Annotated in this window: 25 protein-coding genes and 4 pseudogenes; 16 read left to right on the top strand and 13 right to left on the bottom strand. The window is 57.9% G+C overall.

Annotation, left to right across the window (positions count from 1 at the left end; genetic code table 11):
• Window positions 1-172: 172 nt before the first annotated feature.
• Window positions 173-985, top strand: coding sequence for a prolipoprotein diacylglyceryl transferase (gene lgt, locus BC443_RS11285; RefSeq protein ID WP_071231944.1), 813 nt, complete (start codon window positions 173-175; stop codon window positions 983-985).
• Window positions 986-1,427: 442 nt separating this feature from the next.
• Here the strand turns inward: lgt and BC443_RS18240 are convergent, their stop codons facing one another.
• On the bottom strand, window positions 1,428-2,093 hold the full coding sequence (locus BC443_RS18240) for a class I SAM-dependent methyltransferase (protein ID WP_083387347.1): 666 nt from the start codon (window positions 2,091-2,093) through the stop codon (window positions 1,428-1,430).
• 446 nt (window positions 2,094-2,539) lie between these two features.
• Between BC443_RS18240 and BC443_RS11270 the strand changes: the two genes are divergently transcribed.
• From BC443_RS11270 to BC443_RS11250, 4 genes are all read left to right on the top strand, one after another.
• The gene (locus tag BC443_RS11270; protein ID WP_071231941.1) at window positions 2,540-2,785 is read left to right on the top strand and encodes a hypothetical protein; all 246 of its coding nucleotides are present in this window, start codon (window positions 2,540-2,542) and stop codon (window positions 2,783-2,785) included.
• A gap of 95 nt (window positions 2,786-2,880) precedes the next feature.
• Window positions 2,881-3,321, top strand: a complete 441-nt coding sequence (locus BC443_RS11265; protein WP_071231940.1) for a DUF411 domain-containing protein — start codon at window positions 2,881-2,883, stop codon at window positions 3,319-3,321.
• Window positions 3,322-3,339: 18 nt separating this feature from the next.
• Window positions 3,340-3,903, top strand: a complete 564-nt coding sequence (locus BC443_RS11260) for a TlpA disulfide reductase family protein (protein ID WP_071231939.1) — start codon at window positions 3,340-3,342, stop codon at window positions 3,901-3,903.
• A gap of 331 nt (window positions 3,904-4,234) precedes the next feature.
• The gene (locus BC443_RS11250) at window positions 4,235-4,978 is read left to right on the top strand and encodes a cytochrome c biogenesis protein CcdA (RefSeq protein WP_071231937.1); all 744 of its coding nucleotides are present in this window, start codon (window positions 4,235-4,237) and stop codon (window positions 4,976-4,978) included.
• 347 nt (window positions 4,979-5,325) lie between these two features.
• On the opposite strand, the gene dmeF is transcribed toward BC443_RS11250, so the two are convergent.
• The 4 genes and pseudogenes from dmeF to BC443_RS18235 form a co-directional block, all read right to left on the bottom strand.
• A complete protein-coding gene (dmeF, locus tag BC443_RS11245) occupies window positions 5,326-6,300 on the bottom strand; it encodes a CDF family Co(II)/Ni(II) efflux transporter DmeF (protein ID WP_071231936.1) in 975 nt (324 codons plus the stop codon).
• Between the two features lie 150 nt (window positions 6,301-6,450).
• Window positions 6,451-6,759: pseudogene (locus BC443_RS11240) on the bottom strand (YkvA family protein); the annotation flags it as partial.
• Window positions 6,760-6,829: 70 nt separating this feature from the next.
• Window positions 6,830-7,099 carry a metal/formaldehyde-sensitive transcriptional repressor gene (locus tag BC443_RS11235; RefSeq protein WP_071231934.1) on the bottom strand — a complete coding sequence of 90 codons (270 nt, stop codon included), beginning with the start codon at window positions 7,097-7,099 and terminating at the stop codon, window positions 6,830-6,832.
• Window positions 7,100-7,366: 267 nt separating this feature from the next.
• Window positions 7,367-7,537 (bottom strand): annotated as a pseudogene (locus BC443_RS18235) (Na+/H+ antiporter NhaA); the annotation flags it as partial.
• A 237-nt stretch (window positions 7,538-7,774) separates the two neighbouring features.
• On the opposite strand from BC443_RS18235, the gene BC443_RS11230 reads away from it, so the two are divergent.
• The 5 genes from BC443_RS11230 to BC443_RS11210 all read left to right on the top strand — a co-directional run bounded on the left by BC443_RS11230 (window position 7,775) and on the right by BC443_RS11210 (window position 11,401).
• A complete protein-coding gene (locus tag BC443_RS11230; protein WP_071231933.1) occupies window positions 7,775-8,125 on the top strand; it encodes a helix-turn-helix transcriptional regulator in 351 nt (116 codons plus the stop codon).
• Between the two features lie 7 nt (window positions 8,126-8,132).
• Window positions 8,133-8,549 carry an arsenate reductase (glutaredoxin) gene (gene arsC, locus BC443_RS11225; RefSeq protein WP_071231932.1) on the top strand — a complete coding sequence of 139 codons (417 nt, stop codon included), beginning with the start codon at window positions 8,133-8,135 and terminating at the stop codon, window positions 8,547-8,549.
• The gene (arsH, locus tag BC443_RS11220) at window positions 8,542-9,294 is read left to right on the top strand and encodes an arsenical resistance protein ArsH (protein WP_247643265.1); all 753 of its coding nucleotides are present in this window, start codon (window positions 8,542-8,544) and stop codon (window positions 9,292-9,294) included. The genes arsC and arsH overlap by 8 nt, the downstream gene beginning before the upstream one ends.
• A 70-nt stretch (window positions 9,295-9,364) precedes the next feature.
• On the top strand, window positions 9,365-10,675 hold the full coding sequence (locus BC443_RS11215; protein ID WP_071231931.1) for an arsenic transporter: 1,311 nt from the start codon (window positions 9,365-9,367) through the stop codon (window positions 10,673-10,675).
• Between the two features lie 63 nt (window positions 10,676-10,738).
• The gene (locus tag BC443_RS11210) at window positions 10,739-11,401 is read left to right on the top strand and encodes an NAD(P)H-dependent oxidoreductase (protein ID WP_071231930.1); all 663 of its coding nucleotides are present in this window, start codon (window positions 10,739-10,741) and stop codon (window positions 11,399-11,401) included.
• 57 nt (window positions 11,402-11,458) lie between these two features.
• Here the strand turns inward: BC443_RS11210 and BC443_RS11205 are convergent, their stop codons facing one another.
• Complete coding sequence (locus tag BC443_RS11205) at window positions 11,459-11,818, bottom strand: hypothetical protein (RefSeq protein WP_247643264.1); 360 nt, start codon at window positions 11,816-11,818, stop codon at window positions 11,459-11,461.
• A 291-nt stretch (window positions 11,819-12,109) separates the two neighbouring features.
• Between BC443_RS11205 and mobH the strand changes: the two genes are divergently transcribed.
• A complete protein-coding gene (gene mobH / locus BC443_RS11200) occupies window positions 12,110-13,630 on the top strand; it encodes a MobH family relaxase (protein ID WP_071231928.1) in 1,521 nt (506 codons plus the stop codon).
• 81 nt (window positions 13,631-13,711) lie between these two features.
• On the opposite strand, the gene cadR is transcribed toward mobH, so the two are convergent.
• Window positions 13,712-14,119 carry a Cd(II)/Pb(II)-responsive transcriptional regulator gene (gene cadR / locus BC443_RS11195; RefSeq protein WP_004364961.1) on the bottom strand — a complete coding sequence of 136 codons (408 nt, stop codon included), beginning with the start codon at window positions 14,117-14,119 and terminating at the stop codon, window positions 13,712-13,714.
• 95 nt (window positions 14,120-14,214) lie between these two features.
• On the opposite strand from cadR, the gene BC443_RS11190 reads away from it, so the two are divergent.
• The gene (locus tag BC443_RS11190; RefSeq protein ID WP_004574643.1) at window positions 14,215-15,111 is read left to right on the top strand and encodes a cation transporter; all 897 of its coding nucleotides are present in this window, start codon (window positions 14,215-14,217) and stop codon (window positions 15,109-15,111) included.
• Between the two features lie 3 nt (window positions 15,112-15,114).
• Window positions 15,115-15,363 (top strand): annotated as a pseudogene (locus BC443_RS18230) (signal peptidase II); the annotation flags it as partial.
• A 97-nt stretch (window positions 15,364-15,460) separates the two neighbouring features.
• Here the strand turns inward: BC443_RS18230 and BC443_RS19230 are convergent.
• The 6 genes from BC443_RS19230 to merT all read right to left on the bottom strand — a co-directional run bounded on the left by BC443_RS19230 (window position 15,461) and on the right by merT (window position 18,552).
• Complete coding sequence (locus tag BC443_RS19230) at window positions 15,461-15,595, bottom strand: hypothetical protein (protein ID WP_008957399.1); 135 nt, start codon at window positions 15,593-15,595, stop codon at window positions 15,461-15,463.
• Between the two features lie 81 nt (window positions 15,596-15,676).
• Window positions 15,677-17,326, bottom strand: coding sequence for a mercury(II) reductase (merA, locus tag BC443_RS11185; RefSeq protein ID WP_082051506.1), 1,650 nt, complete (start codon window positions 17,324-17,326; stop codon window positions 15,677-15,679).
• Window positions 17,319-17,558, bottom strand: coding sequence for a mercury resistance system transport protein MerF (gene merF, locus BC443_RS11180; RefSeq protein ID WP_027965777.1), 240 nt, complete (start codon window positions 17,556-17,558; stop codon window positions 17,319-17,321). The genes merA and merF (BC443_RS11180) overlap by 8 nt, the downstream gene beginning before the upstream one ends.
• Window positions 17,559-17,631: 73 nt before the next feature.
• The gene (gene merF, locus BC443_RS11175) at window positions 17,632-17,889 is read right to left on the bottom strand and encodes a mercury resistance system transport protein MerF (protein ID WP_033988342.1); all 258 of its coding nucleotides are present in this window, start codon (window positions 17,887-17,889) and stop codon (window positions 17,632-17,634) included.
• A gap of 2 nt (window positions 17,890-17,891) precedes the next feature.
• On the bottom strand, window positions 17,892-18,188 hold the full coding sequence (merP, locus tag BC443_RS11170; RefSeq protein ID WP_022519794.1) for a mercury resistance system periplasmic binding protein MerP: 297 nt from the start codon (window positions 18,186-18,188) through the stop codon (window positions 17,892-17,894).
• Between the two features lie 13 nt (window positions 18,189-18,201).
• The gene (merT, locus tag BC443_RS11165) at window positions 18,202-18,552 is read right to left on the bottom strand and encodes a mercuric ion transporter MerT (RefSeq protein ID WP_027965778.1); all 351 of its coding nucleotides are present in this window, start codon (window positions 18,550-18,552) and stop codon (window positions 18,202-18,204) included.
• Window positions 18,553-18,625: 73 nt separating this feature from the next.
• Here merT and merR point away from each other — a divergent pair, with 73 nt between their 5' ends.
• The 3 genes and pseudogenes from merR to lspA all read left to right on the top strand — a co-directional run.
• A complete protein-coding gene (merR, locus tag BC443_RS11160) occupies window positions 18,626-19,072 on the top strand; it encodes an Hg(II)-responsive transcriptional regulator (protein WP_006911920.1) in 447 nt (148 codons plus the stop codon).
• Window positions 19,073-19,150: 78 nt separating this feature from the next.
• Complete coding sequence (locus BC443_RS11155) at window positions 19,151-20,452, top strand: ISL3 family transposase (RefSeq protein ID WP_071231927.1); 1,302 nt, start codon at window positions 19,151-19,153, stop codon at window positions 20,450-20,452.
• Window positions 20,453-20,502: 50 nt separating this feature from the next.
• Window positions 20,503-20,733: pseudogene (gene lspA / locus BC443_RS18225) on the top strand (signal peptidase II); the annotation flags it as partial.
• Window positions 20,734-20,810 lie beyond the last annotated feature (77 nt).

Genomic DNA, 20,810 nt, shown 5'->3' with positions numbered 1-20,810 from the left:
ACGAGCCCCGAGTCGCTCAAGCTCCCAGAGTAAGTCGCCCCTTTTACCGACGCCACTTGCTGGATGACGTCGACGATCCCGGCTAGGCATTAACACATCTTGTTGAGTAAACAAGGCTTGTTGAGCGTTAAATCCGGCAACCGAATTGACCGTCGGAATATAAGGAAAAACCATGCTTCAGTACCCTCAAATCGATCCCATTGCCATCGCCATAGGCCCTTTGCAGATCCATTGGTATGGCCTTATGTACGTGGTCGGTCTCGCCGCTGCCTGGTGGTTGGGGCGTCGCCGCGCCCATCAACTGGGCATGAGCCGTGACGACATCGGCGATCTGATCTTCTATGGGGCCTTGGGCATCATATTGGGTGGTCGCATTGGTTATGTGCTGTTCTACGGGTTCGATAAATTACTGGCCGATCCCTTATGGCTCTTCAAGGTTTGGGAAGGAGGTATGAGCTTCCATGGCGGTTTGACCGGCGTGCTGGTTGCGGCTTGGTTGTTTGCCCGCAAGCATCGCCTGGCCTTTTTCCAGTTGACCGATTTCATCGCACCACTGGTGCCGATTGGTCTGGGTGCCGGGCGGCTTGGTAATTTCATCAATCATGAATTGCCGGGGCGCATCAGCGAGGTCCCTTGGGCAATGGTGTGGCCGCCCATGATGGGGCTGGGGCCGGAGCCACGTCACCCTTCTTCGTTGTATGAGTTCGCCTTGGAAGGCATCGTGATGTTCGTTGTGCTGTGGTGGTTCTCGAGCCGTCCCCGTCAGCGAGGCATGACATCCGGCCTATTCCTGCTGCTTTACGGTGTTTTTCGCTTTGCCGTGGAGTTCATGCGCCGGCCCGACCCTCAGTTGGGTTTCATTGCCTTCGATTGGCTAACCATGGGCCAATTGTTGAGCTTGCCGATGGTCTTGGGGGGCCTTGCGTTGATCGTCTGGGCGAGACGCCAGTCGGTGGATATTGCAAAAACTATGGCCGCCTCATGAGAGCCGCCTCTCTTCTTCTCATGCTTCTGTTCCTCATCGTGGGACAATCAGCGGCCAGCGAGGAATTGTTCGCGGATAACGGTAAACACGGGCTCTTCAATGATCCCGTCCTAGGCAAGTTCTTGCCGGTCAATCAAGCCTTTCAGGCTAGCGCATGGCGAAGCGATAGTAGGATATTCGTTAGGTTCAAGAATGCCCCCGGCTATTATCTGCATCGACACCAGTTTGCACTGGAAAGCCTTGACCCGTCAGCCAGCTTCGGAGAGCTGGAGATACCCCCGGGCGAGCTTGTCATTCATCCCCAGTTGGGCAAGCTATACGTCTTTTATGACCAGGTCGTGCTCAGCGCTCCCATCGTTTCGGAAAGCGAGGATATTGGCTCGGTGGCCATTTCAGTGACGTTTCAGGGTTGTTCTGACGAAGGGCTCTGTTACCTTCCAGCTCAAATAGAGCTGGAGGCATTCTTCGACTCGGCTCCTGCCACTGTTGACTCAGGTAACTTGGCTCGCCCCTCGGACATAAATGTCATGAGCTTTAGTGGACCGAGGTAACCTTTGACTACGCTGACGACCTCGAACCCCGCTATCTGCAACAAGATGTCTGCTTCGCGGTTCAGGTGACAGCCTCCAGCACAGCGCGTCCAAAGCGGTGTCATGCGGTGCTGCCAGCGAGCCACCCGAGATTCCGGTGAAAGGCCGTGTTCCGTGAACAGAAACTGTCCTCCAGGCTTGAGGACCCGGCGCGCTTCGAGGAGCGCCTGCTCGATATTAGGAATAGTGCAGAGTGTCCAAGTACAGAGTACGGTATCGATGCTCTGATCCGGGAGCGGAATCCGCTCGGCCCCGGCCTGCAGCACTTCTACCGGAAACGCCGCTTTGGCAATAGGTGCCCGAGCCAATTCGAGCATGCCTTCCTCGGGCTCTAGTGCATAGAACTGCCGGACCTTTTCAACATCGTAGAAAGGCAAGTTGAGCCCTGACCCAAAGCCAAGTTCTAGCATGACTCCCTGAGCCTGTGATGCCAAGCGCTGGCGGTATGCTTCGAGCAAATGCGTACGCATTGCTAGATGCATGAGATGCGGCAATACATAGCGGTTATAAAGTCCCATGTCATTCCATTGTTTGCGGAGTTCAGCATTCAGGCCGTTGCCTCGGAACAGGGCTCTATCGATCGATACTGGCTAGTGCCGGTTACTAGCTGGCTGCCCCAGCATGTAGATAGAGCTAAATGATAACAGGTTGGAGCAGACAGGCAGTCCGTGGATCTCGTAGGCGGACCCAAAGCCAAGAAGAAATTGCACAGGATGTAGAAAAGAAAACGCTTGACCTTAAAGTTACCTTGAAGGATATGGTCATGCATATGCTGCTGAGCATGGGTGCTGGACGGATTATTCGTTTCTTGACCTATGGGTAAGGTCCAGATCCTAAGATGCTTTTATTGGCGATGTAAACGAGTATCGCGCGGAGCTAGGCTCTAACAGCTCTAGGTACGGTGCAGTGCCAAGCGATAGCAAATAGGTAAATTCAGTTTCTGATCCGACATGAGGAAAATACCATGCGAAAGTTCAGCAATATAATGCTCACCGCTACCATTATCACTGTGGGTACCTTTGGTGCCGGTTCTCTCTTCGCGCAAGAAAATGCGCGAAACGGAAAGTTGCAGGCCAATGACATGCCAGGAAGCATGATGGATGAAGGCGGCGGCATGCATGAAAATATGGGCGCTCAGATGAGTTCCATGATGGAAAAATGCAATGCCATGATGGAAATGATGCAAAAAAAGCAGGTTGAAGGCGCTTGATAAACAGTTGGTGAAAATCACACACTAATTTTGCGAGCTTGGCTAATTGATACCGAAGTCTAGCTGAGTAGCTATATGGCACCAGAGAGGGAACGATGAAATACTTCAAGAAACTAATTTTCACTGCATTGCTTGCTTTCCCTATTTCAGGTTTTGCTGCCGAAACTACAGCAACGCTTTATAAGAACCCTAATTGCGGGTGTTGCTCTGAACATGCTAAATATTTGGAAGCCAATGGGTTTGATGTAGAGGTCATCGATACTAATGACTTAGCGAAAATCAAGGCAGAACATGACGTTCCTAAAAAGCTTTATGGGTGTCACTCTACGCTGATCGGTGACTATATCTTCGAAGGCCATGTTGATGCCGAAAGCATCAAGCAGGTGTTGGAAGACAAGCCCTCTATAAAAGGTTTGAGCGTACCCGGTATGCCACTAGGATCGCCAGGTATGGGCAGAGAAAAGCAAGACCCTATCGAAGTCTATACCTTAACCCTTCAGCCAACCGATTCGCCTGAAGTTTACGCTACTTACTAATGCCAGTATTGGACAATTATGACACTGGTCACTATCAAACGGGGCGTGGCGTTTGCATGCCTGATGGTCTTGGCTTCAGTCGCTCCTGCCAGTCCGCCGGAAGGCATCGGTCCGCAGGGGGTCATGCTCTGGGAAAGCCCCCGCGATCTGCCGGAGCTAGCTTTCGAGGATGGTAAGGGAGAGCCACTGACTCTTGCCGATTTCCAGGGCCAGATGGTACTGCTGAATATCTGGGCGACATGGTGCGGTCCCTGCCGTGAGGAAATGCCCGCCCTGGATGCGCTACAGGCCTCGCTGGGCGGGAAAGCGTTCGAGGTCGTCGCGCTATCGATCGATCGCAGGGGAGTCGAGGCCGTGCAGGATTTTTATACGGATGTGGGTATAGAACACCTCCGCCAGTATATTGATACCACTGGCATGGCCGGAACCAAGCTTGGTGCTCTGGGAGTTCCAACGACGTTACTGATCGATTCCCGTGGAGACGAGATCGGGCGCCTCGTGGGTGCGACAGAATGGGACACCCCGGAAATGACCGCGTTTCTTGAAGAAACCATTGGACATTCGACAGAGGTATCTCTATGAGCTGCTGTGGTGACAACAAATCTAATCGAGGTCAAGAACCGTCCGGATTCAAAAGCCTGATGTCAGGCCCGCGCCGCTTATGGATCTTGGGTGCCGTAATTGTTACAGGTAGCCTCGCCATGGGCTGGGATCAACTGGTCATACTCGGCATTGCACCGATACTGGTGGCACTCTTGCCATGTCTGCTCATGTGTGGAGCGATGTGTTTGATGCACTGCAAGAAGGGCAAGAAAGACGAGTCTGCCAGCCAAAGTGAGACGATGACACAGCAGGCCCACGCTGACATACCCCCCTCTACCACCGAGAGAACGTTTTAGCGCGCACCTGAAACATGCTCGAAATCGCCAACATCGGCCTGCTAACGGCGTTTCTAGCGGGCCTCATCTCTTTCGTCTCTCCCTGTGTTCTACCTCTGGTGCCCGGCTATCTCTCCTTTGTAGCTGGTCGCTCGCTGGGTCAGATTCAGCAGGCGAGCCGTCGCGAACGACTCAGGGTGATCACCCAATCACTCTGGTTCGTGCTCGGGTTCTCCACGATATTTCTGATTCTTGGAGCAAGCGCCACAGCCATCGGCCGTTTCCTGCTGATCTACCGTCAGGAAGCGAACCTGATAGGTGGCGTCATCGTTATTCTGTTTGGGATTTTCATGACAGGCATATTCACGATGCCGTGGCTGCAACGGGAGTGGCGTTTCATAGGAAAGTTCAAGGATGAAGGTGACGGGCCCAGCGTGGCTTATTTGTTAGGCGTCGCGTTCGCTTTTGGTTGGACGCCCTGTATCGGCCCGATCCTGGGCGCCATTCTGACTGTTAGTGCCTCGACAGCCAATGTCTCTAGTGGCCTGGCATTACTTGCGGTCTATTCGCTGGGCCTTGGCATTCCATTTCTTCTCACGGCCATCTCGCTCGACCGATTCCTTCAGCATCAGAAACTCTTGCGCCGCTGGGGGCGACCCATGCATATCGTAGCTGGTCTCATAATGGTAGGTATGGGCGTGCTAATGGTTACCGGTCAGCTGACCGCATTGTCCTACTGGCTCCTGGCAGCGTTTCCTGTACTAGGCTATCTAGGATGACTCTATATTAAATAGATATTATTTTTAATGAGGCCACTGTTTTTGTAGCCACGTTTTGGCAGGTCAGACAGACTTGTATTTGACAGGAACTATCGCTCCGTAATTTTAGGTGTTCGGAATGCTTGGTCCGTAGATATTACAGAAGGTCAGAATCCCCATCTTATTCGATTTCATTGTTTATATTTTGCCCAGACTACTGAGTGTCCCTATGAAAGACTGTGGCGGCTTGAGGCACTGAAAATAATGCCTCCATAATTGAGGGAAGACGGGGCGAGACCGAGTTGCATGCAAAACTAATTCTCGCCCGTACCAAGACCGATTACCATGTCTCTGTCGCGCTTAGCTGGCTAACCTTGCCCCAGCATCGGTTTCTCCGGATCAGTGACACAGCGCTGCGTCTCGACGGTAACGTGCACCAACGACGGACATCGAGTCTGTATACGTTGTTTATAGACTTCAGGCGACTCCGGGTCATGCGAAACGATCGAGACGATGGCGGCGTGAATATCCGGACCAATGGCCCAGAGATGCAGGTCGCAGATAAGGGCATCGTCAGTCTCAATGGATTGTTTGACGTCGTGCTCCAAGTCGCTGCGCTGATGATCGAGCAGCACGCGGGAGGTGTCCTTCAACAGATGCCATGACCAGCGGGTGATAAGTGCTGCGCCGACGATACCCATGATCGGGTCCATCCAGTTCCAGCCCGCATACTTACCGGCCAACAGCGCGGCAATCGCCAGCAGTGAGGTCAAAGCATCGGCAAGTACGTGGAAGTAGGCAGCTCTATGGTTATGGTCATGATGTCCGTGTCCGTGTCCGTGTCCGTGTCCGTGTCCGTGTCCGTGTCCGTGTCCATGGTCGTGGTCTTCTCCGCCCAGTATCCAGGCCGATAACCCATTGACGATCAAGCCGATCACGGCGACGAAAATAGCCCCATTGAACGAAATTGCGACGGGGTGGATGAAGCGATCGATGCTTTCGATCACCATGTACAGTGCGAAACCTGCCAGCAGGACCGCGCCGGTGAACCCGCCTAATGCATTGACCTTTCCGGTGCCAAATGAGAACTGCGAATTGCCTGCGTTTCGGCGAGCATAGACATAGGCGAAGGCCGCAATACCCAGAGCGACCGCATGAGAGCCCATGTGCAGGCCATCGGCCAGGAGGGCCATCGAACCGTATAGGACACCGGCCAGAATCTCCCAGACCATCATAGTGAGCGTCAATCCAACTATGATGAGAGAACGTGTTTCGCCGGATCGTTTTCGATCTTGACCGAAAACATGAGTGTGTTGCCAGGCTTCGAGTTGGTGATGGTGCATTCTGTATTGCTCCAGGTTGATTAGGTGTCGTAATCAGCACGATATGTAGAAGCCGGTTGTATCTGCCCGCCTGGCCATGCTTTGAAATATTCAGAGGAACAATCTGACCAGGAGGATGGCGCAGACGATCCAAATGGCGATAAACACGCCCGCAGCCATGCGGCTTGCCGGATGCACGGTCGCATTGGCAGCCGTTTCTCGATGCTCGTTCATTACCTCCGGCGGGATGAGCCTCACGACCAGCATGATGCCGAGTGGCACGACGATGATGTCATCGACGTAACCAAGCACGGGAATGAAGTCAGGGATCAAGTCGATCGGCGAGACGGCATAGGCCGCCACAATCAGCGCAAGCACCTTGGCGAACCACGGTGTCCGCGGGTCGCGTGCGGCTAACCAGACCGCATGTACATCACGCTTGATCGCGTGCGCCCATTTTTTGGCGCTCGAAATTAGTCGTCGTGTCATAGGGGCGTTTCAGTACGCTACTCGTTTTTGTGGCCTTCTGTGTGCCGGGTTTCTTTATGTCCTACTTGAGGTAGGACTTGATGACCTGTAGTACCGCGTCCAAGTCTTGTTGCCGCTGCGCCAGTTCGGGCTCCCTGACGACGTGATCAGTCAGGTGCCCCTCCATGACGGCGGCCATCAACCCATTCACCGCCCCGCGAATCGCAGCGATCTGTTGCAGCACTGCAGTACAGTCGCCTTCCTGGTCAAGCTGCCTTTCAAGTGCGGCCGCCTGTCCCTGAATGCGTCGAACGCGGGTTAACAGCTTCGCTTTGTCTTTGATGGTGTGCATGTGGCTGTCTCTTTAGAAACTGAAACTATACAGGAGGGTAGTATATATACTAGGGGAGAGTATAACAGTCTACCTGCTGATCGCAGACGAAAACGGGATAACCGCCAACGAGGAGATTCTATTGAGGTAGTGGGTGGTCAGCTCGGTAAGAAGGTATTTGGCTTTGTCAGAGGCCGCTTTCGAGTTCTCTGAGCATTCAGCCTAGCAGGATGTCGGCCTCCGTTGAGGCCGCCCCTTTTTGGATTATCTGGCTCGAGGCAGCACCAGTTAGCCCACTATGCCGTTGGGGGTTGAACCGATCAAAATGCCAATCTTCAATTCATCCACGAGCATTGCATCGTCTGGGAAAGCGAGATTGCCAATGAATAAGCTCATGGTGAAGCCAATACCGCAGAGTAGGGCTACGTCGTAGAGGTGTTGCAGATTGGCTCCAACTGGCTGACCAGCCCATCGAGCTCATGTACGCGGTGGACGAGAAAACGGCGGAGCGCTTCGTCACCGCCGTCGAGGCAATCGGTGCACCCGTCTTCTGTATTTGCCGGCCCGTCTATTTCGGTCAGTTGAACGAAAGCAACGGCTGAGTCCGGTGCAGTGCGTGGCTCTCCTGGGAACCACTCCCTTCGATTTCTGCCTGACGGCGTTGCTGTATTTCCATATGTCTTATATTCTGGACATATGGAAACGAATAGTGTCATCACCAGTTTTGCCGCCTTGTCCCAGCAGACTCGCCTCGAGGCATTTCGGCTGCTCGTGCGTCACGAACCCGATGGACTGCCCGCCGGCGAGATCGCGCGCCAGCTCTCGGTACCCCACAACACGATGTCGGCCCATCTCTCGGTACTGGCGAGGGCCGGCTGGGTCGTCTCGCAACGCCAGAGCCGTTCGATCATCTATCGCGCCGATCTCTCGCACATGAAGGAGACGATCCAGTTCCTGGTACGCGACTGCTGTGCGGGGCATCCGGAGGTCTGCGAGCCGCTGATGGACGCGCTGGGGCAATGCCATCCCGAAAACAAGGAGACATGAGATCGTCATGAAGCCGTTGATCTACCACAACCCCGAGTGCGGTACGTCCCGCAACACGCTGGCGATGATCGAGGCCTCCGGCGAGACGCCGGACATCGTCGAATATCTGAAGACGCCGCCCTCACGCGAGCGGCTGGTCGAGCTGATCTCGATGATGGCGATCACCCCGCGAGCGCTGCTGCGCCGCAAGGGGACGCCGTTCGAGGAGCTTGGCCTCGACGATCCGGCCCTGAGCGATGACCAGTTGATCGACGCGATGATGGCGCACCCGATCCTGATCAATCGGCCGATCGTGGTCACCGACAAGGGCGCCCGGCTGTGTCGGCCTTCGGAGCGCGTGCTGGGGCTGCTGGCCAACCCGGTCGCCACGTTCACCAAGGAAGATGGCGAAGTCGTGCACGCCGAGGAGACGGGGCATGAATGACGGGAGCAAGAGTGAAATGAGCGATTCGGTCGATGTCGATGACCTGCCCAATATCGATCCGGCGAAACTGCAGCCGATCGATGTCGAGGCGCTGGTCGGCGCCGATGCGCCGCGTCATCCACCGAAGATCCTGGTGCTCTACGGTTCGCTGCGCGAGCGCTCCTTCTCGCGGCTGGCCTCCGAGGAAGCCGGCCGGCTGCTGCGCTGGTACGGCTGCGAGGTGCGAACCTTCAACCCTTCCGGCCTGCCGCTGCCGGACGATGCCGAGGCGGAACATCCCAAGGTGCAGGAGCTGCGTGAGCTCGCCGAGTGGTGCGACGGCATGCTGTGGGTCAGCCCGGAGCGCCACGGTGCCATGACCGGCATCATGAAGGCCCAGATCGACTGGATCCCGCTGTCGCTGGGCGGCGTTCGACCCACCCAGGGCAAGACGCTGGCGGTGATGGAAGTCTCCGGCGGCAGCCAGAGCTTCAACGCCGTCAATCAGCTGCGGATCCTGGGGCGCTGGATGCGGATGATCACGATCCCCAACCAGTCCTCCGTGCCCAAGGCGTTCAACGAGTTCGACGAAGCCGGACGCATGAAGCCGTCGCCGCTCTACATGCGAATCGTCGACGTCTGCGAGGAGCTCGTGAAGTTCACCTGGCTGACACGGGGCCGCTCGGCCTATCTCACCGATCGCTATTCCGAGCGGGTCGAGAGTGCCGAAGAACTCTCTCGCCGCGTCAATCAAAGCACTCACTAAAAGTACTCGCTAAAGAGCACTCGCTAAAAAGTACTCATTAAAAAGCACTCACTGAACTCAAGGTCATTCGATGCTGGCACTGGCTATTTTCGTCGTCACCCTGATCCTGGTGATCTGGCAGCCCAAGGGGCTTGGCATTGGCTGGAGCGCGCTGGGCGGCGCTCTGGTGGCGCTGCTCGCAGGCGTCGTGCAGCTATCCGACGTCGGCGTGGTATGGGATATCGTCTGGGACGCGACGTTCACCTTCGTCGCGCTGATCGTCATCTCGCTGATTCTCGACGAGGCGGGATTCTTCGCCTGGGCGGCGCTGCACGTGGCGCGCTGGGGCAACGGCCGGGGGCATCTGCTGTTTCCGCTGGTCGTGGTGCTGGGCGCGGTGATTGCGGCGTTCTTCGCCAACGATGGCGCGGCGCTGCTGCTGACGCCGATCGTGATCGCGATCCTGCTGCGGCTGGACTTCTCGCCTCCGGCGGCGCTGGCGTTCATCATCGCCACCGGCTTCGTCGCCGATACCACCAGCCTGCCGCTGGTGATCTCCAACCTGGTCAATATCGTCAGCGCCAACTACTTCGATATCGGCTTCGACCGTTATGCGGCAGTCATGGTGCCGGTCAACCTGGTGTCGCTGGCGGCGACGCTGGCCGTGCTCTGGATCGCCTTCGGCCGACGGATTCCCAGACGCTACTCGGTCGAGGAGCTCGACGCGCCGCGCTCGGCGATCAAGGATCTCCTGATCTTCCGCGCCGCGTTTCCGCTGCTGGCGGTGCTGCTCGTCGCCTATTTCGTCACCGCACCGCTGGGCATTCCCATCGCCTTCGTGACCGGCGCGGCGGCGATCGTGCTGATGGCGATCGCCGGTCGCTGGTGGCAGGGCGGCAGGGGCGCCGCCGTTTCGGTGACCGCGGCGCTGAAGGGTGCGCCGTGGCAGATCGTGCTGTTCTCCATCGGCATGTATCTGGTGGTCTACGGGCTGGGCAACGCGGGCCTGACCGACTACGGCGCCCGGGCGCTGCAGTGGCTGGCCGGGCAGGGCGACTTCGTCGCCACCATCGGCACCGGGTTTCTCTCCGCCATCGTCGCCTCGATGATGAACAACATGCCGTCGACGCTGGTGGGAGCGCTGGCGATCGATCAGGCGCAGGTGCCGGCGGTCACCCAGGAACTGATGGTCTATGCCAACGTGATCGGCAACGATCTGGGGCCGAAATTCACTCCCATCGGCAGCCTGGCGACGCTTCTGTGGTTGCACGTGCTGGCCGGCAAGGGCTACAGGATCGGCTGGGGGCAGTACATGAAGGTCGGCCTGCTGATCACCCCGCCGGTGCTGCTGGCGACCCTGGTGGCGCTGGCGTTGTGGTTGCCGGCCCTGCCGGCGGCCTGAACTCGGCAGCCCCACGAGAGCCGGCAGCCGTACGAGAACCGACAATCGGTCGAGAGGCACTGCATGAACATTCTGGTATTTCTGGGCTCGACGAGACAGAGCCAACCACCGAAACCGCCGCGCCTGGGAAGCCGGGTGGCGGCGGCGCTAGTTGCGCACTTCCGGGAGGCGTATCCGGACGACGAGATCGAGCTGATCGATCCGCTGGATTACGACCTCGGCGACGTGTTCAAGCCGCACTTCGCCTACGCTTCCGGCCGGGCGCCCGAGCCGCTGGACGCGCTGGCCGACAGGATCCGCGAGGCCGGCGCCTACGTGATGGTGAGCCCCGAGTACAACCACAGCCTCGGCCCGGCGCTGGCGCACCTGCTCAACCACTTCGGCAGTTCGCTCTACGCTTACAAGCCGAGCCTGATCGTGACCTACTCGGCGGGGCAGTGGGGCGGCGTCCGTGCCGCCGTGGGCATGCGTACCTTTCTCTCCGAGCTGGGCTGCCTGCCGGTGTCGGCGATGATTCACGTCCCGCACGCGGCGGAAGTGCTGGATGACGAAGGGTGGTATCGCGACAACGAGGGCGCCGGGCGCTGGCGGACCTACCTGCAGCGCGGCTCCACCCAGCTGCGCTGGTGGGCCGAGGCCGCCCACAGGCAGCGCGAGGAGGCCGATCCGCACACGCTGATCGGCGATTTCACTCGCGAGCCTCGGCAGCGCGATGCGCCCGGTTGAGCCGACGAAGCCCTGAAAGACTCGACAGTCTGCCCCTGCGGGAGCGGAGCGTGGGGATCAATCGGTCAGCGCCATGCGGGAACGCGCTTCGGCGGGGCGGATGACCAGCAGGGCGGCCAGCGCCAGCAGCATCAGCAGCGAAGTCAGCAGCAGCGCCTTGGCGCCGAATCGATCGATCAGCAGGCCGAAGGTCAGCGGCGAGGTCGCCTGGGCGATACGGGTCGGGGCGATGATGAGCCCCTGCCGCCGGCCGTAGCCCCGCGACCCGAACAGCGCCAGAGGGAGCGTGCCCGAGGCAATTGTCATCAGACCGTTGCCCGCGCCGTGGAAAATGGCGAAGCCTGCCGCGGGCAGTCCGAAGAAGCCAAGCAGTGCCGCGCCGAGGGGACGTAGAAGCGTCGCGAAGCGCGCGGACACGATCGGATGCAGACTCCGCAACAGACCGAATTTCGCTAGCCGTGCGATGGCCTGGGCAGGGCCGACCAGCGGCGGCGACGGCGGTCGTCAACCTGGGTCGACCCTGAGGAGGGGAGGCGACAGTGAGTGCCTAGGATCTAAGCGCAAATACTGGAAATAGGTCAAATTCATTTGGCACGATCGCTCGACCGTCGAAGTGGAAGATTCTCAAATCCATTTAACGTTTCCGCTTTCCCCCATCACCTGCTCCCTGTCACATCTATTGCTCGCGCAGCACGACAGGAATCATCAATGCTACGACCCTTATTCTCGCGATCCGGCCAGAAAGCCAAGCTGTCAGACGGTTTCACGGTACCGCTTTCTGGTAGGGCGCTGCTCGAGACCCCGCGTCGTCAGCGGATGGTAAAGATGCTCTGGGACATGACGTCGTTGACCCAGTTTGTATTCGACGAGTATCTGCTCGCACCGATCCGTCGTTATGCTGAGTTAGTGCAGCTCCTTCCAGCGTCAGAGTCCCATCACCATGCTTACCCGGGCGGCATGCTCGATCATGCCCTCGAGATGGCTTGCTACGGATTGAGACTGAGGCAGCGTCACCTCCTCCCATCTGGCGCAAAGCCGGAAGACCAAAGCTCCGCTGGTGAGTTGTGGAGTGCAGCCGTTATCTACGGGGCGCTCATGCACGACGTCGCCAAGACGCTGGTTGACATCGAGATTCATCTTGAGGATGGAAACGAGTGGCGGCTATGGCATGGCGCGATCCCTGCTCCTTACCGAGTTCGCTATCGATCTGGACGAGAATATCACCTGCATACTGCAGTTAACCCATTGCTAGGCGAGCAAGTCCTCGGAGCAAAAGTTCTTGACTGGATGATGACCCAACCCAAGCTCTTTTCACTGTTCATGTACACCATCACCGGGCATACCGAGCAAGGAGGGATCATCGCAGAGCTGATCCATCAGGCGGATCGTGCGAGCGTCGCCAAGGCGTTGGGCGGTGACCCGGTACAGGCCCTGTCAGCGCCCATGGAGTCCATTCAGAGAAAGTTGGCCGAGGGGCTGCGGTATTTGGTCAGGGAGCAGTTCAAGCTCAATCAGAAAGGAGGAACTGGCTGGCTGACAGAAGAGGCTCTGTGGCTGGTGTCGCCGAAAGCGGTCAATGAACTGAAGACGCATTTATACGCACAGGGCATCAAAAGCATTCCGGGAGATCTGAACAGGCTTTACGGCGAGCTTCAGGCGCATGGGTTGATCGAAGAGGTCAGCGAAGGGAAATCGGTCTGGAAGTGCGACATCGTAGATGGCGAGTGGAAGCAGTCTTTCAACATGATCAAGGTGCCCTCGACCTTGATCTGGGGGGTAGAGGGTAAGCCGGAGTCATTCAGGGGCAAGCTGACGATCAAAGGGGAGGGAGCGCCTGAGCCGAAGATGCAGCCTGAAGAGCTGTCGACCACCTCTAATGAGCCTGAAGCACCGGCTAAACCGCTCTCTAAGGTTAGCCCAAGCAGTGACACGCTGGACGACGACGTCATGGCGCTTTTCCCAGAGATAAGTGCCGAAGATATGCAAGAGTCAGAGAAGGTTCAGATTGCTGGTACGCCTGAACCAGCCAACTCATCCGAGCTAGATGCATCTGTATCTGCTAAAAATGACGATTCTCGACCAAAGTCGAGCACTCAAGACGTTAACAATAATTCGGATCTCGGTAAGCGGTTCTGGCAGTGGTTGAAGATGGGAGTTGCGGATCACTCTATCGTCATCAATGACACTAAGGCGCCTATCCATACAGTGGAAGGAACCTATTTCGGGTAAGCGGATTAAATGGTTGATCTTACCTTTGCATGAGAGTGAGACAGACCGGCATCTCATCGGATTATCTGGTTGATGCTTCACCTACTGCTGGTGCATGTTTCCTTCGCTAATTCCAGCAAGAACCCCACACGCCTCAACTTCCCGGTCATCGTTGCAACTCGCTCTCAGTGAAACGAGTTGTTTCTCAAGCGCTTGCAGAGCGGTTATCTGCGACCGCACATGAGAGATGTGATCATCGAGCAAGGCGTTGACGGCGGTACAAGGCTGATGAGGGTCGTCCTGATAGCTCTGTAGTTCGTGAATCTCAGCCAGTGACAGGCCCAGGATTCTGCAGCGACGGATGAAGGCCAGCCCCTCACCATGCTTCTCGGTATAGACACGGTAACCGTTGTCCTGCCGATCAGGCGGCGGCAACAAGCCCTGCTGTTCATAGAAGCGGATCGTCTGTGTTTCGACCCCTACCAACTGCGCCAACTGACCAATGCGCATCAGCCTCCTCCCCAACGGATTCTTTACTCTATTGACCTTATAGTAGCTTTATAGTTTTAAATGGTACCACAACATTGTTCAAGTGGAGTCGTATCATGAGCAAATCCTGTGGTGGCGCCTGTGGCGGTGATGCAACGTCCGCAGCGGATACCGATATACAGGCCTCCTCCGAGGCGCCAGGGAGATGGGTCAGTGTTTATGCCGTGCCGAAGATGGACTGTCCATCAGAAGAACGAATGATTCGCCTAGCCCTGAACGGCTTTGAGGAGATTCGGGCGCTGTCCTTCGACTTGTCGAACCGCCGGCTGAAGGTCGTGCATGACGGCGAGGTCGAGCCCGTCACCTCGAAACTGAAGACCTTGGGGCTAGGCGCCTCGCTTCAGGAAACCGTCGCTGCAAATCCGGAGACCATCAAGGCCGCCGAGTTTTCGGCAGCTTCTGCTAAGCAAGAATCCGGGACCCTGCGCTGGTTGCTCGGCATCAATGCACTTCTGTTCGTGGTGGAAATGACTGCCGGTCTGATCGCCCAGTCCACCGGCCTGATTGGAGAATCCCTGGACAATTTTGCCGATGCGGCGGTGTACGGGCTTGCCCTTTATGCGGTTGGACATAGCGTGAAAATGCAGGTACGTGCCGCGCATCTTGCTGGTGTACTGCAACTGATCTTGGCTGTGGGCGTGCTCGTAGAGGTGGTGAGACGCTTTGTATTCGGTAGTGAGCCTGAATCGCTGGTGATGATGGCTATCGCATTCGTCGCATTGATTGCCAATACCAGTTGTCTGCTGCTCATATCCAAACATCGGGAAGGCGGGGCGCACATGAAGGCAAGCTGGATATTCTCGGCCAACGACGTGGTGATCAACCTGGGGGTCATCACCGCCGGCGCCCTGGTCGCGTGGACCGGTTCCAATTATCCGGATCTGATTATCGGCACCATCGCGGGGGGCATTGTACTTAACGGTGCCAGACGCATTTTGGCGTTGAAGGGTTAAATAATGCTCATTATTGGCAAAAAGCTCTCGCCGTATGCCCTATTGTCCATATCGGGCCTGCTGGCAGCGTCTGATCAGGCTGTAAAGTGGCTGGTGCAGCAATCAATGGCCTATGGCGAGTATGTTTCGGTGACCCCGTTCTTTAACTGGGTGCACCTATGGAACACCGGTGCCGCATTCAGTCTTTTTGCGAATGGTGGAGGCTGGCAGCGCTACTTTTTTATCGGAATCGCGGTAGTGGTCTCGATTTTTCGGGTATCCGGATTATCTGGTTGGTATGCGAGAGAGAAAGGTGGCCGACAAACTCAACCCACAACGGATTAGCTGGTTGATGGCTCGCTCAGTACGCTCACTTGCTAGAGAGCAGATACTTCACCAAACAGGCGATGCCCAGGACCAGCAGCAATAGTAGGGCAATTCCGATCACTGGCATTATCCAGCCCATCGCCCCCATCATCCCGCAATCGGGTAGTGTCGTGTTCATCGTGACAGAGCTCCCTGTGGTGTCCATGCCCAAAACCCGTGGTGCCGCCGCCCAGTGGCACCACGGTCGCGCTCATATCGTTCACCCGGCACAGCAGGACAACTGCGTCACATCCTTGGTGAAAGTCTGGGCACAGAGCTTGAGCCCTTCCACCATGGTCAGGTAGGGAAATAGCTCATTGGCGATGTCGTGTACGGTCATGCGTGCGCGTAGCGCCATCACCGCCGTCTGGATCAGCTCACCGGCTTCCCCCGCCACCGCCTGCACCCCCAGCAACCGGCCCGAGTCGCGTTCGGCCACCAGCTTGATGAAACCACCGGTGTCGAAATTCACCAGCGCACGCGGCACGTTTTCCAGGTCCAGCTCGCGGGTATCGACGCTGAAGCCTTGCTCGATGGCCTCGGCTTCCGTCAGGCCGACGGTGGCCACCTGGGGGTCGGTGAAGATCACCGCCGGCATGGCGCTCAGGTCCAGGGTGGCTTCGCCCCCGGTCATGTTGACGGCAGCCCGGCTGCCCCCGGCGGCGGCGACATAGACGAACTCCGGCTGATCGGTGCAGTCACCGGCGGCATAGAGCCCCGGCACCGTGGTGTGCAGATGCTCATCGACCAGAATCGCCCCACGTGCGGTTTCCACGCCGAGGCTCGCCAGGTTCAGGGCCTCGGTATTGGGTGTCCGTCCGGTGGCCACCAGCAGTTGATCCGCCCGCAAGGTGCCGGCGTTGGTGTCGACAATGAATTCATTGTCGGTGTAGTCCACGCGGCTCGCCTGGGTCTGCTTGAGGACCTCGATGCTCTCGCGGCGAAACGCCGCCTCCACCGCATCCCCTACCGCCGGGTCTTCCTGGGAGAGCAGGCGGCTGCGGGCCAGCACCGTGACCCGGCTGCCCAGCCGGGCGAAGGCCTGGGCCAGTTCCAGGGCCACCACCGAGGCGCCGATCACAATCAGCCGCTCGGGAAGGGTGTCCAGGGCCAGCGCACTGGTAGAGGTCAGGTAGGGGGTGTCGGCAAGACCCGGGATCGGCGGTACTGCCGGTCGGGCGCCAGTACCGATTAAGGCGCGGTCGAAGTGGACGACCTGCTCGCCGCCCTCGTTCAGCTTGACCATCAGGCTATGGGCATCGATAAACCGGGCCTCGCCGTGCAGGACCGTGATGGCCGGGTGGTCGCGCAGAATCCCCTCGTACTTGGCGTCACGCAGTTCCTCGACACGTCGCTGCTGCTGCTCGAGCAGCTTGGCCCGATCCACCACCGGCGCCTGGGCGCTCAGGCCTGCATCGAAGGGACTTTCCGTACGCAAGTGGGCAATATGGGCCGCGCGAATCATGATCTTCGAAGGCACACAGCCTGTATTGACACAAGTACCGCCGACGGTGCCGCGTTCGATCAGGGTGATCCGGGCGCCGCGCTCGGCGGCTTTCAGGGCCGCCGCCATGGCGGCGCCGCCGCTGCCGATCACCGCGATGTGCGGGGCGTCTTCATCACGGCCCTTGGACACCGATGCGCCTGCCGGGGAAGTGGGCCCACTGTTGGCCAGTCGAGCTTGGTAGCCAAGTCGGGTCACGGCAAACGTCAACGCCGAGGCCGGTGTCTCCGGATCAACGGCTACCGATGCCGTCCCCTGAGGATAGGATACCTCCACCGACTGCACGCCGGGCAGCTTCTCCAGGGCTTCCCTGACATGATCCGCACAGCGGTCACAGGTCATGCCACTCACGTTGAGTTCAATCATCACGTTTCTCCGAGTCTTCATTAGTAAAGCCGGCATCCTGCTTCCGCTTGTGGTATCGCGCGTAGAGAGGTAAGCCGATGGCCAGGGCGGCAAACAGCAGGTAATCGAGATAGCCTGCCAACGCGGCCAGGCCCGCCGTACCGAATAGCACCAGGGCGATTGGCGCGGCGCAACACAGCACCATCAACCCGGTGCCAAGCACGACGCTTAAAAATTTCTGCGAATCTTTCACGCTTATTCCTTCACCGTGGCGGGCAAGCTCGTAAACAACTCACCCGATGACCGCGATGTGCAGCTGCTTGATGTCACTCAGGGGGCGTATTCCTTGATTTGATAGAGCCGTTGTCACAACAGGCGTCGAACTGCTTCTTACGCCAAATCGCATAAATGGTCAGGCCGATGAAGAAGGCCAGGGCCGGCAATAACACAACGTCGAGATAGCCCGTCAGCCCCGCCAGGCCCACCGTGCCAAGCAGGATCACCAGGATCGGCGTAAAGCAGCACAATGCCACCAGGACGGTGCCGATCACGCTCACGCGCAGCAGGGGCTTGGGATTCTTCATGATCACTCTCGATCCGCTTGCGAGGATGTCGGGGTTGATGGATACCCAGCGTTGATGGTGGCCTCGGTCAATGCCTCCACCGACGTTCGGGCGTCGTCAAAGGTGACCACGGCCTCGAGATCCGCGTAGCTCACGTCGACTTGCGAGACGCCGTCCACCTTGTTGAGGGCGGCCTTGACGGTGATCGGGCAGGCGGCACAGGTCATGCCCGGCACCGACAGCGTCACGGTCTGCAGGGCCGCTAAGGCGGGCGTGCTGAGCAGGGCGAGTAGCGCGATGAAGGCGAAACGAGCTTTCATGGTAGATCTCCTTTTAATAGAACAGGGGCAAGATGTAGGGGAATACCAGGGCGATTAGCACCAGCAGCGATACGAGCCAGAAGATCGCCTTGTAGCCCGTCCTGACCCGTGGCACGGCACACACCTCTCCCGGCTGGCACTTTTCCACTGGCCGAAAGACGCGACGCCAGGCGAAGAACATCGCCACCAGCGCGACGCCGATAAAGAGCGGGCGATAGGGCTCCAACGCCGCCAGATTGCTGATCCAGGCGCCGGAAACGCCCAGCGTGATCAGCACCAGCGGGCCGAGGCAACACGCCGAGGCCAGGAGGGCTGCGACTCCTCCGGCGGCCAGGGGCCCTCGCCCCGTTTTAGATGTCCGCATTGACGATTCTCCTTTCGGGATGGGGGGAGCTACGATAAGGTTACTTCCGTAGCTTGGTACGGAGTCAAGCATCATGAAGAGACATGCAGATAAAGTGGCGGACACCATGACCATTGGCGGCCTGGCCAAGGCGGCCGGCGTCAATGTCGAGACAATCCGCTATTACCAGCGACGAGGGCTATTATCGGAGCCCGAACGCCCTCCCGGAGGTATTCGACGCTATAGTGCCGCCGATATCGACAGGTTGACGTTCGTGAAAACGGCGCAGCAGCTGGGCTTTAGTCTGGATGAGATCAGTGACCTACTTCGGCTGGAAGATGGCGCCCACTGTCAAGAAGCCAGTGCTCTCGCAGAGCACAAGTTAGGGGACGTTCGCGAGAAGATCGACAGGCTTGAAAGAATTGAGAAGGTGCTGAGCGAAATGGTCGACAGATGCCATGCACAACAAGGCAATATCACTTGCCCGCTAATTGCGTCATTGCATGAAGGGCTCAGAGAAGCAGAAGACCCAAGGGAGTAACTCACCTTCAGTTCGTTGAAAACAACGCGGTCAAAGAGTCGCGATCATCTATGGACCATGTCGACAAGGAAAGTTTGCATGACTAGCTTGCCTGACAACATCCTTCACCTTCCCGAGTACCACGTCCTAGGCACCAAGATGGAAGAGCATGATCTCCACTACCAGGTTGAAGCTCCTGAGCCTCTAGCTTGCGAGGAATGCGGCGTTGAGAGTGAGTTTGTCAGGTTCGGTAAGCGCGATGTGGCCTATCGCGACCTACACATCCACGGAAAGCGGGTCACCCTCTGGGTGGTCCGTCGCCGCTACACCTGCCGGGCGTGTGGAAGGACGTTCCGGCCAGCTCTTCCGGAAATGGTAGACGATCACCGCATGACGCGGAGGCTTTACAACCACGTCGAGAAGGAAGCCTTCAATCACCCCTACGCCTACGTGGCTGATACCACGGGCCTCGACGAGAAGACTGTCCGCGAGATATTCAAGAAGAAGGCTGAGTTCCTGGCAGCCTGGCATCGCTTCGAGACACCCCGCTGCCTGGGGATCGACGAGCTGTACCTGAACCGCCGCTACCGCTGCATCCTGACCAACCTGGAGGAGCGTACCCTACTGGACCTGCTGCCCGGTCGCCAGCAGGACGCGGTGACGAGGCGCCTCATGAGCATGACCGAGCGCCACCAGGTCGAGATCGTCAGCATGGATATGTGGAAACCCTACCGCCGTGCTGTCCAGGCGGTACTGCCGCAGGCTCGCATTGTGGTCGATAAGTTCCATGTGGTGCGGATGGCCAACGAAGCCCTGGAGAAGGTGCGTAAGGGACTCAGGAAGGATCTGAAGCCAAACCAGCGGCGGACCCTCAAGGGTGACCGGAAGATCCTGCTGAAGCGTGCCCACGACGTTTCAGATCGCGAGCGGCTTATCATGGAGACATGGACAGGGGCCTTCCCTCAGCTCCTGGCGGCCTACGAGCACAAGGAGCGGTTCTACCACATCTGGGACAGCACCACCCGGCGTGATGCCGAAAAGGCGCTGGCCCGCTGGATTGACGACATTCCACAGGGGCAGAAAGAGGTGTGGAAGGATCTCGTCAGCGCCGTCAGCGGATGGCGCGAGGAGGTGCTGGCCTACTTCGAAACCGACACCCCAATCACCAACGCCTTCACGGAGTCGATCAATCGGCTGGCCAAGGACAAGAACCGCGATGGCCGGGGCTACTCATTCGAGGTGATGCGGGCCCGGATGCTCTACACCACCAAGCACAAGAAGAAGGTGCCGCAGATCAAGGAATCCCCCTTCCTGGGCAAGGCCACCATGACCTACAGCATGGGTCTTCCCGAGCCTGAGAAAAACTACGGCGTCGATCTATCAACCTTCTGGGAGAGTTAAGGGTTCGAAGGAGCAAGGGGGCTCCATCTACCACTTAATCCGGATACCCGATTTTTCTGATCAAGCTGATCCTTGAAAATCGTCATAAAGGAGAAGCCATCGCTTACAGTCTTATCCTCGGTGGCGCCATGGGCAACCTGATTGACCGGGTCTTTCGCGGCTATGTTGTGGATTCCTTTGATTTCTATTGGCGAGACTGGCATTGGCCGGCCTTCAACCTGGCTGATATTGCAATTGTCCTCGGTGCCTTACTTTTCGTTTCCAGCAGCTTGTTGGGTAAATGTCGGGTCCCGTGTGATTAACCACCCGCCTGGTAAATAAGTCAGGCCGTTTAGTCTGCCATTCTTTCATCATCGCA

This window comes from Salinicola sp. MIT1003 (assembly GCF_001858555.1).
In the GTDB taxonomy this organism is placed as follows: Bacteria; Pseudomonadota; Gammaproteobacteria; order Pseudomonadales; family Halomonadaceae; genus Salinicola; species Salinicola salarius.
This window is presented reverse-complemented; position numbering and strand designations above follow the sequence as displayed.

Bases quoted from the DNA above. Each gene is read 5' to 3' on its own strand.
- lgt (WP_071231944.1), top strand. From the start codon at position 173: ATGCTTCAGTACCCTCAAATCGATCCCATTGCCATCGCCATAGGCCCT.
- BC443_RS18240 (WP_083387347.1), bottom strand. From the start codon at position 2,093: ATGGGACTTTATAACCGCTATGTATTGCCGCATCTCATGCATCTAGCA.
- BC443_RS11270 (WP_071231941.1), top strand. From the start codon at position 2,540: ATGCGAAAGTTCAGCAATATAATGCTCACCGCTACCATTATCACTGTG.
- BC443_RS11265 (WP_071231940.1), top strand. From the start codon at position 2,881: ATGAAATACTTCAAGAAACTAATTTTCACTGCATTGCTTGCTTTCCCT.
- BC443_RS11260 (WP_071231939.1), top strand. From the start codon at position 3,340: ATGACACTGGTCACTATCAAACGGGGCGTGGCGTTTGCATGCCTGATG.
- BC443_RS11250 (WP_071231937.1), top strand. From the start codon at position 4,235: ATGCTCGAAATCGCCAACATCGGCCTGCTAACGGCGTTTCTAGCGGGC.
- dmeF (WP_071231936.1), bottom strand. From the start codon at position 6,300: ATGCACCATCACCAACTCGAAGCCTGGCAACACACTCATGTTTTCGGT.
- BC443_RS11235 (WP_071231934.1), bottom strand. From the start codon at position 7,099: ATGCACACCATCAAAGACAAAGCGAAGCTGTTAACCCGCGTTCGACGC.
- BC443_RS11230 (WP_071231933.1), top strand. From the start codon at position 7,775: ATGGAAACGAATAGTGTCATCACCAGTTTTGCCGCCTTGTCCCAGCAG.
- arsC (WP_071231932.1), top strand. From the start codon at position 8,133: ATGAAGCCGTTGATCTACCACAACCCCGAGTGCGGTACGTCCCGCAAC.
- arsH (WP_247643265.1), top strand. From the start codon at position 8,542: ATGAATGACGGGAGCAAGAGTGAAATGAGCGATTCGGTCGATGTCGAT.
- BC443_RS11215 (WP_071231931.1), top strand. From the start codon at position 9,365: ATGCTGGCACTGGCTATTTTCGTCGTCACCCTGATCCTGGTGATCTGG.
- BC443_RS11210 (WP_071231930.1), top strand. From the start codon at position 10,739: ATGAACATTCTGGTATTTCTGGGCTCGACGAGACAGAGCCAACCACCG.
- mobH (WP_071231928.1), top strand. From the start codon at position 12,110: ATGCTACGACCCTTATTCTCGCGATCCGGCCAGAAAGCCAAGCTGTCA.
- cadR (WP_004364961.1), bottom strand. From the start codon at position 14,119: ATGCGCATTGGTCAGTTGGCGCAGTTGGTAGGGGTCGAAACACAGACG.
- BC443_RS11190 (WP_004574643.1), top strand. From the start codon at position 14,215: ATGAGCAAATCCTGTGGTGGCGCCTGTGGCGGTGATGCAACGTCCGCA.
- BC443_RS19230 (WP_008957399.1), bottom strand. From the start codon at position 15,595: ATGAACACGACACTACCCGATTGCGGGATGATGGGGGCGATGGGCTGG.
- merA (WP_082051506.1), bottom strand. From the start codon at position 17,326: ATGATTGAACTCAACGTGAGTGGCATGACCTGTGACCGCTGTGCGGAT.
- merF (WP_033988342.1), bottom strand. From the start codon at position 17,889: ATGAAGAATCCCAAGCCCCTGCTGCGCGTGAGCGTGATCGGCACCGTC.
- merP (WP_022519794.1), bottom strand. From the start codon at position 18,188: ATGAAAGCTCGTTTCGCCTTCATCGCGCTACTCGCCCTGCTCAGCACG.
- merT (WP_027965778.1), bottom strand. From the start codon at position 18,552: ATGCGGACATCTAAAACGGGGCGAGGGCCCCTGGCCGCCGGAGGAGTC.
- merR (WP_006911920.1), top strand. From the start codon at position 18,626: ATGAAGAGACATGCAGATAAAGTGGCGGACACCATGACCATTGGCGGC.
- BC443_RS11155 (WP_071231927.1), top strand. From the start codon at position 19,151: ATGACTAGCTTGCCTGACAACATCCTTCACCTTCCCGAGTACCACGTC.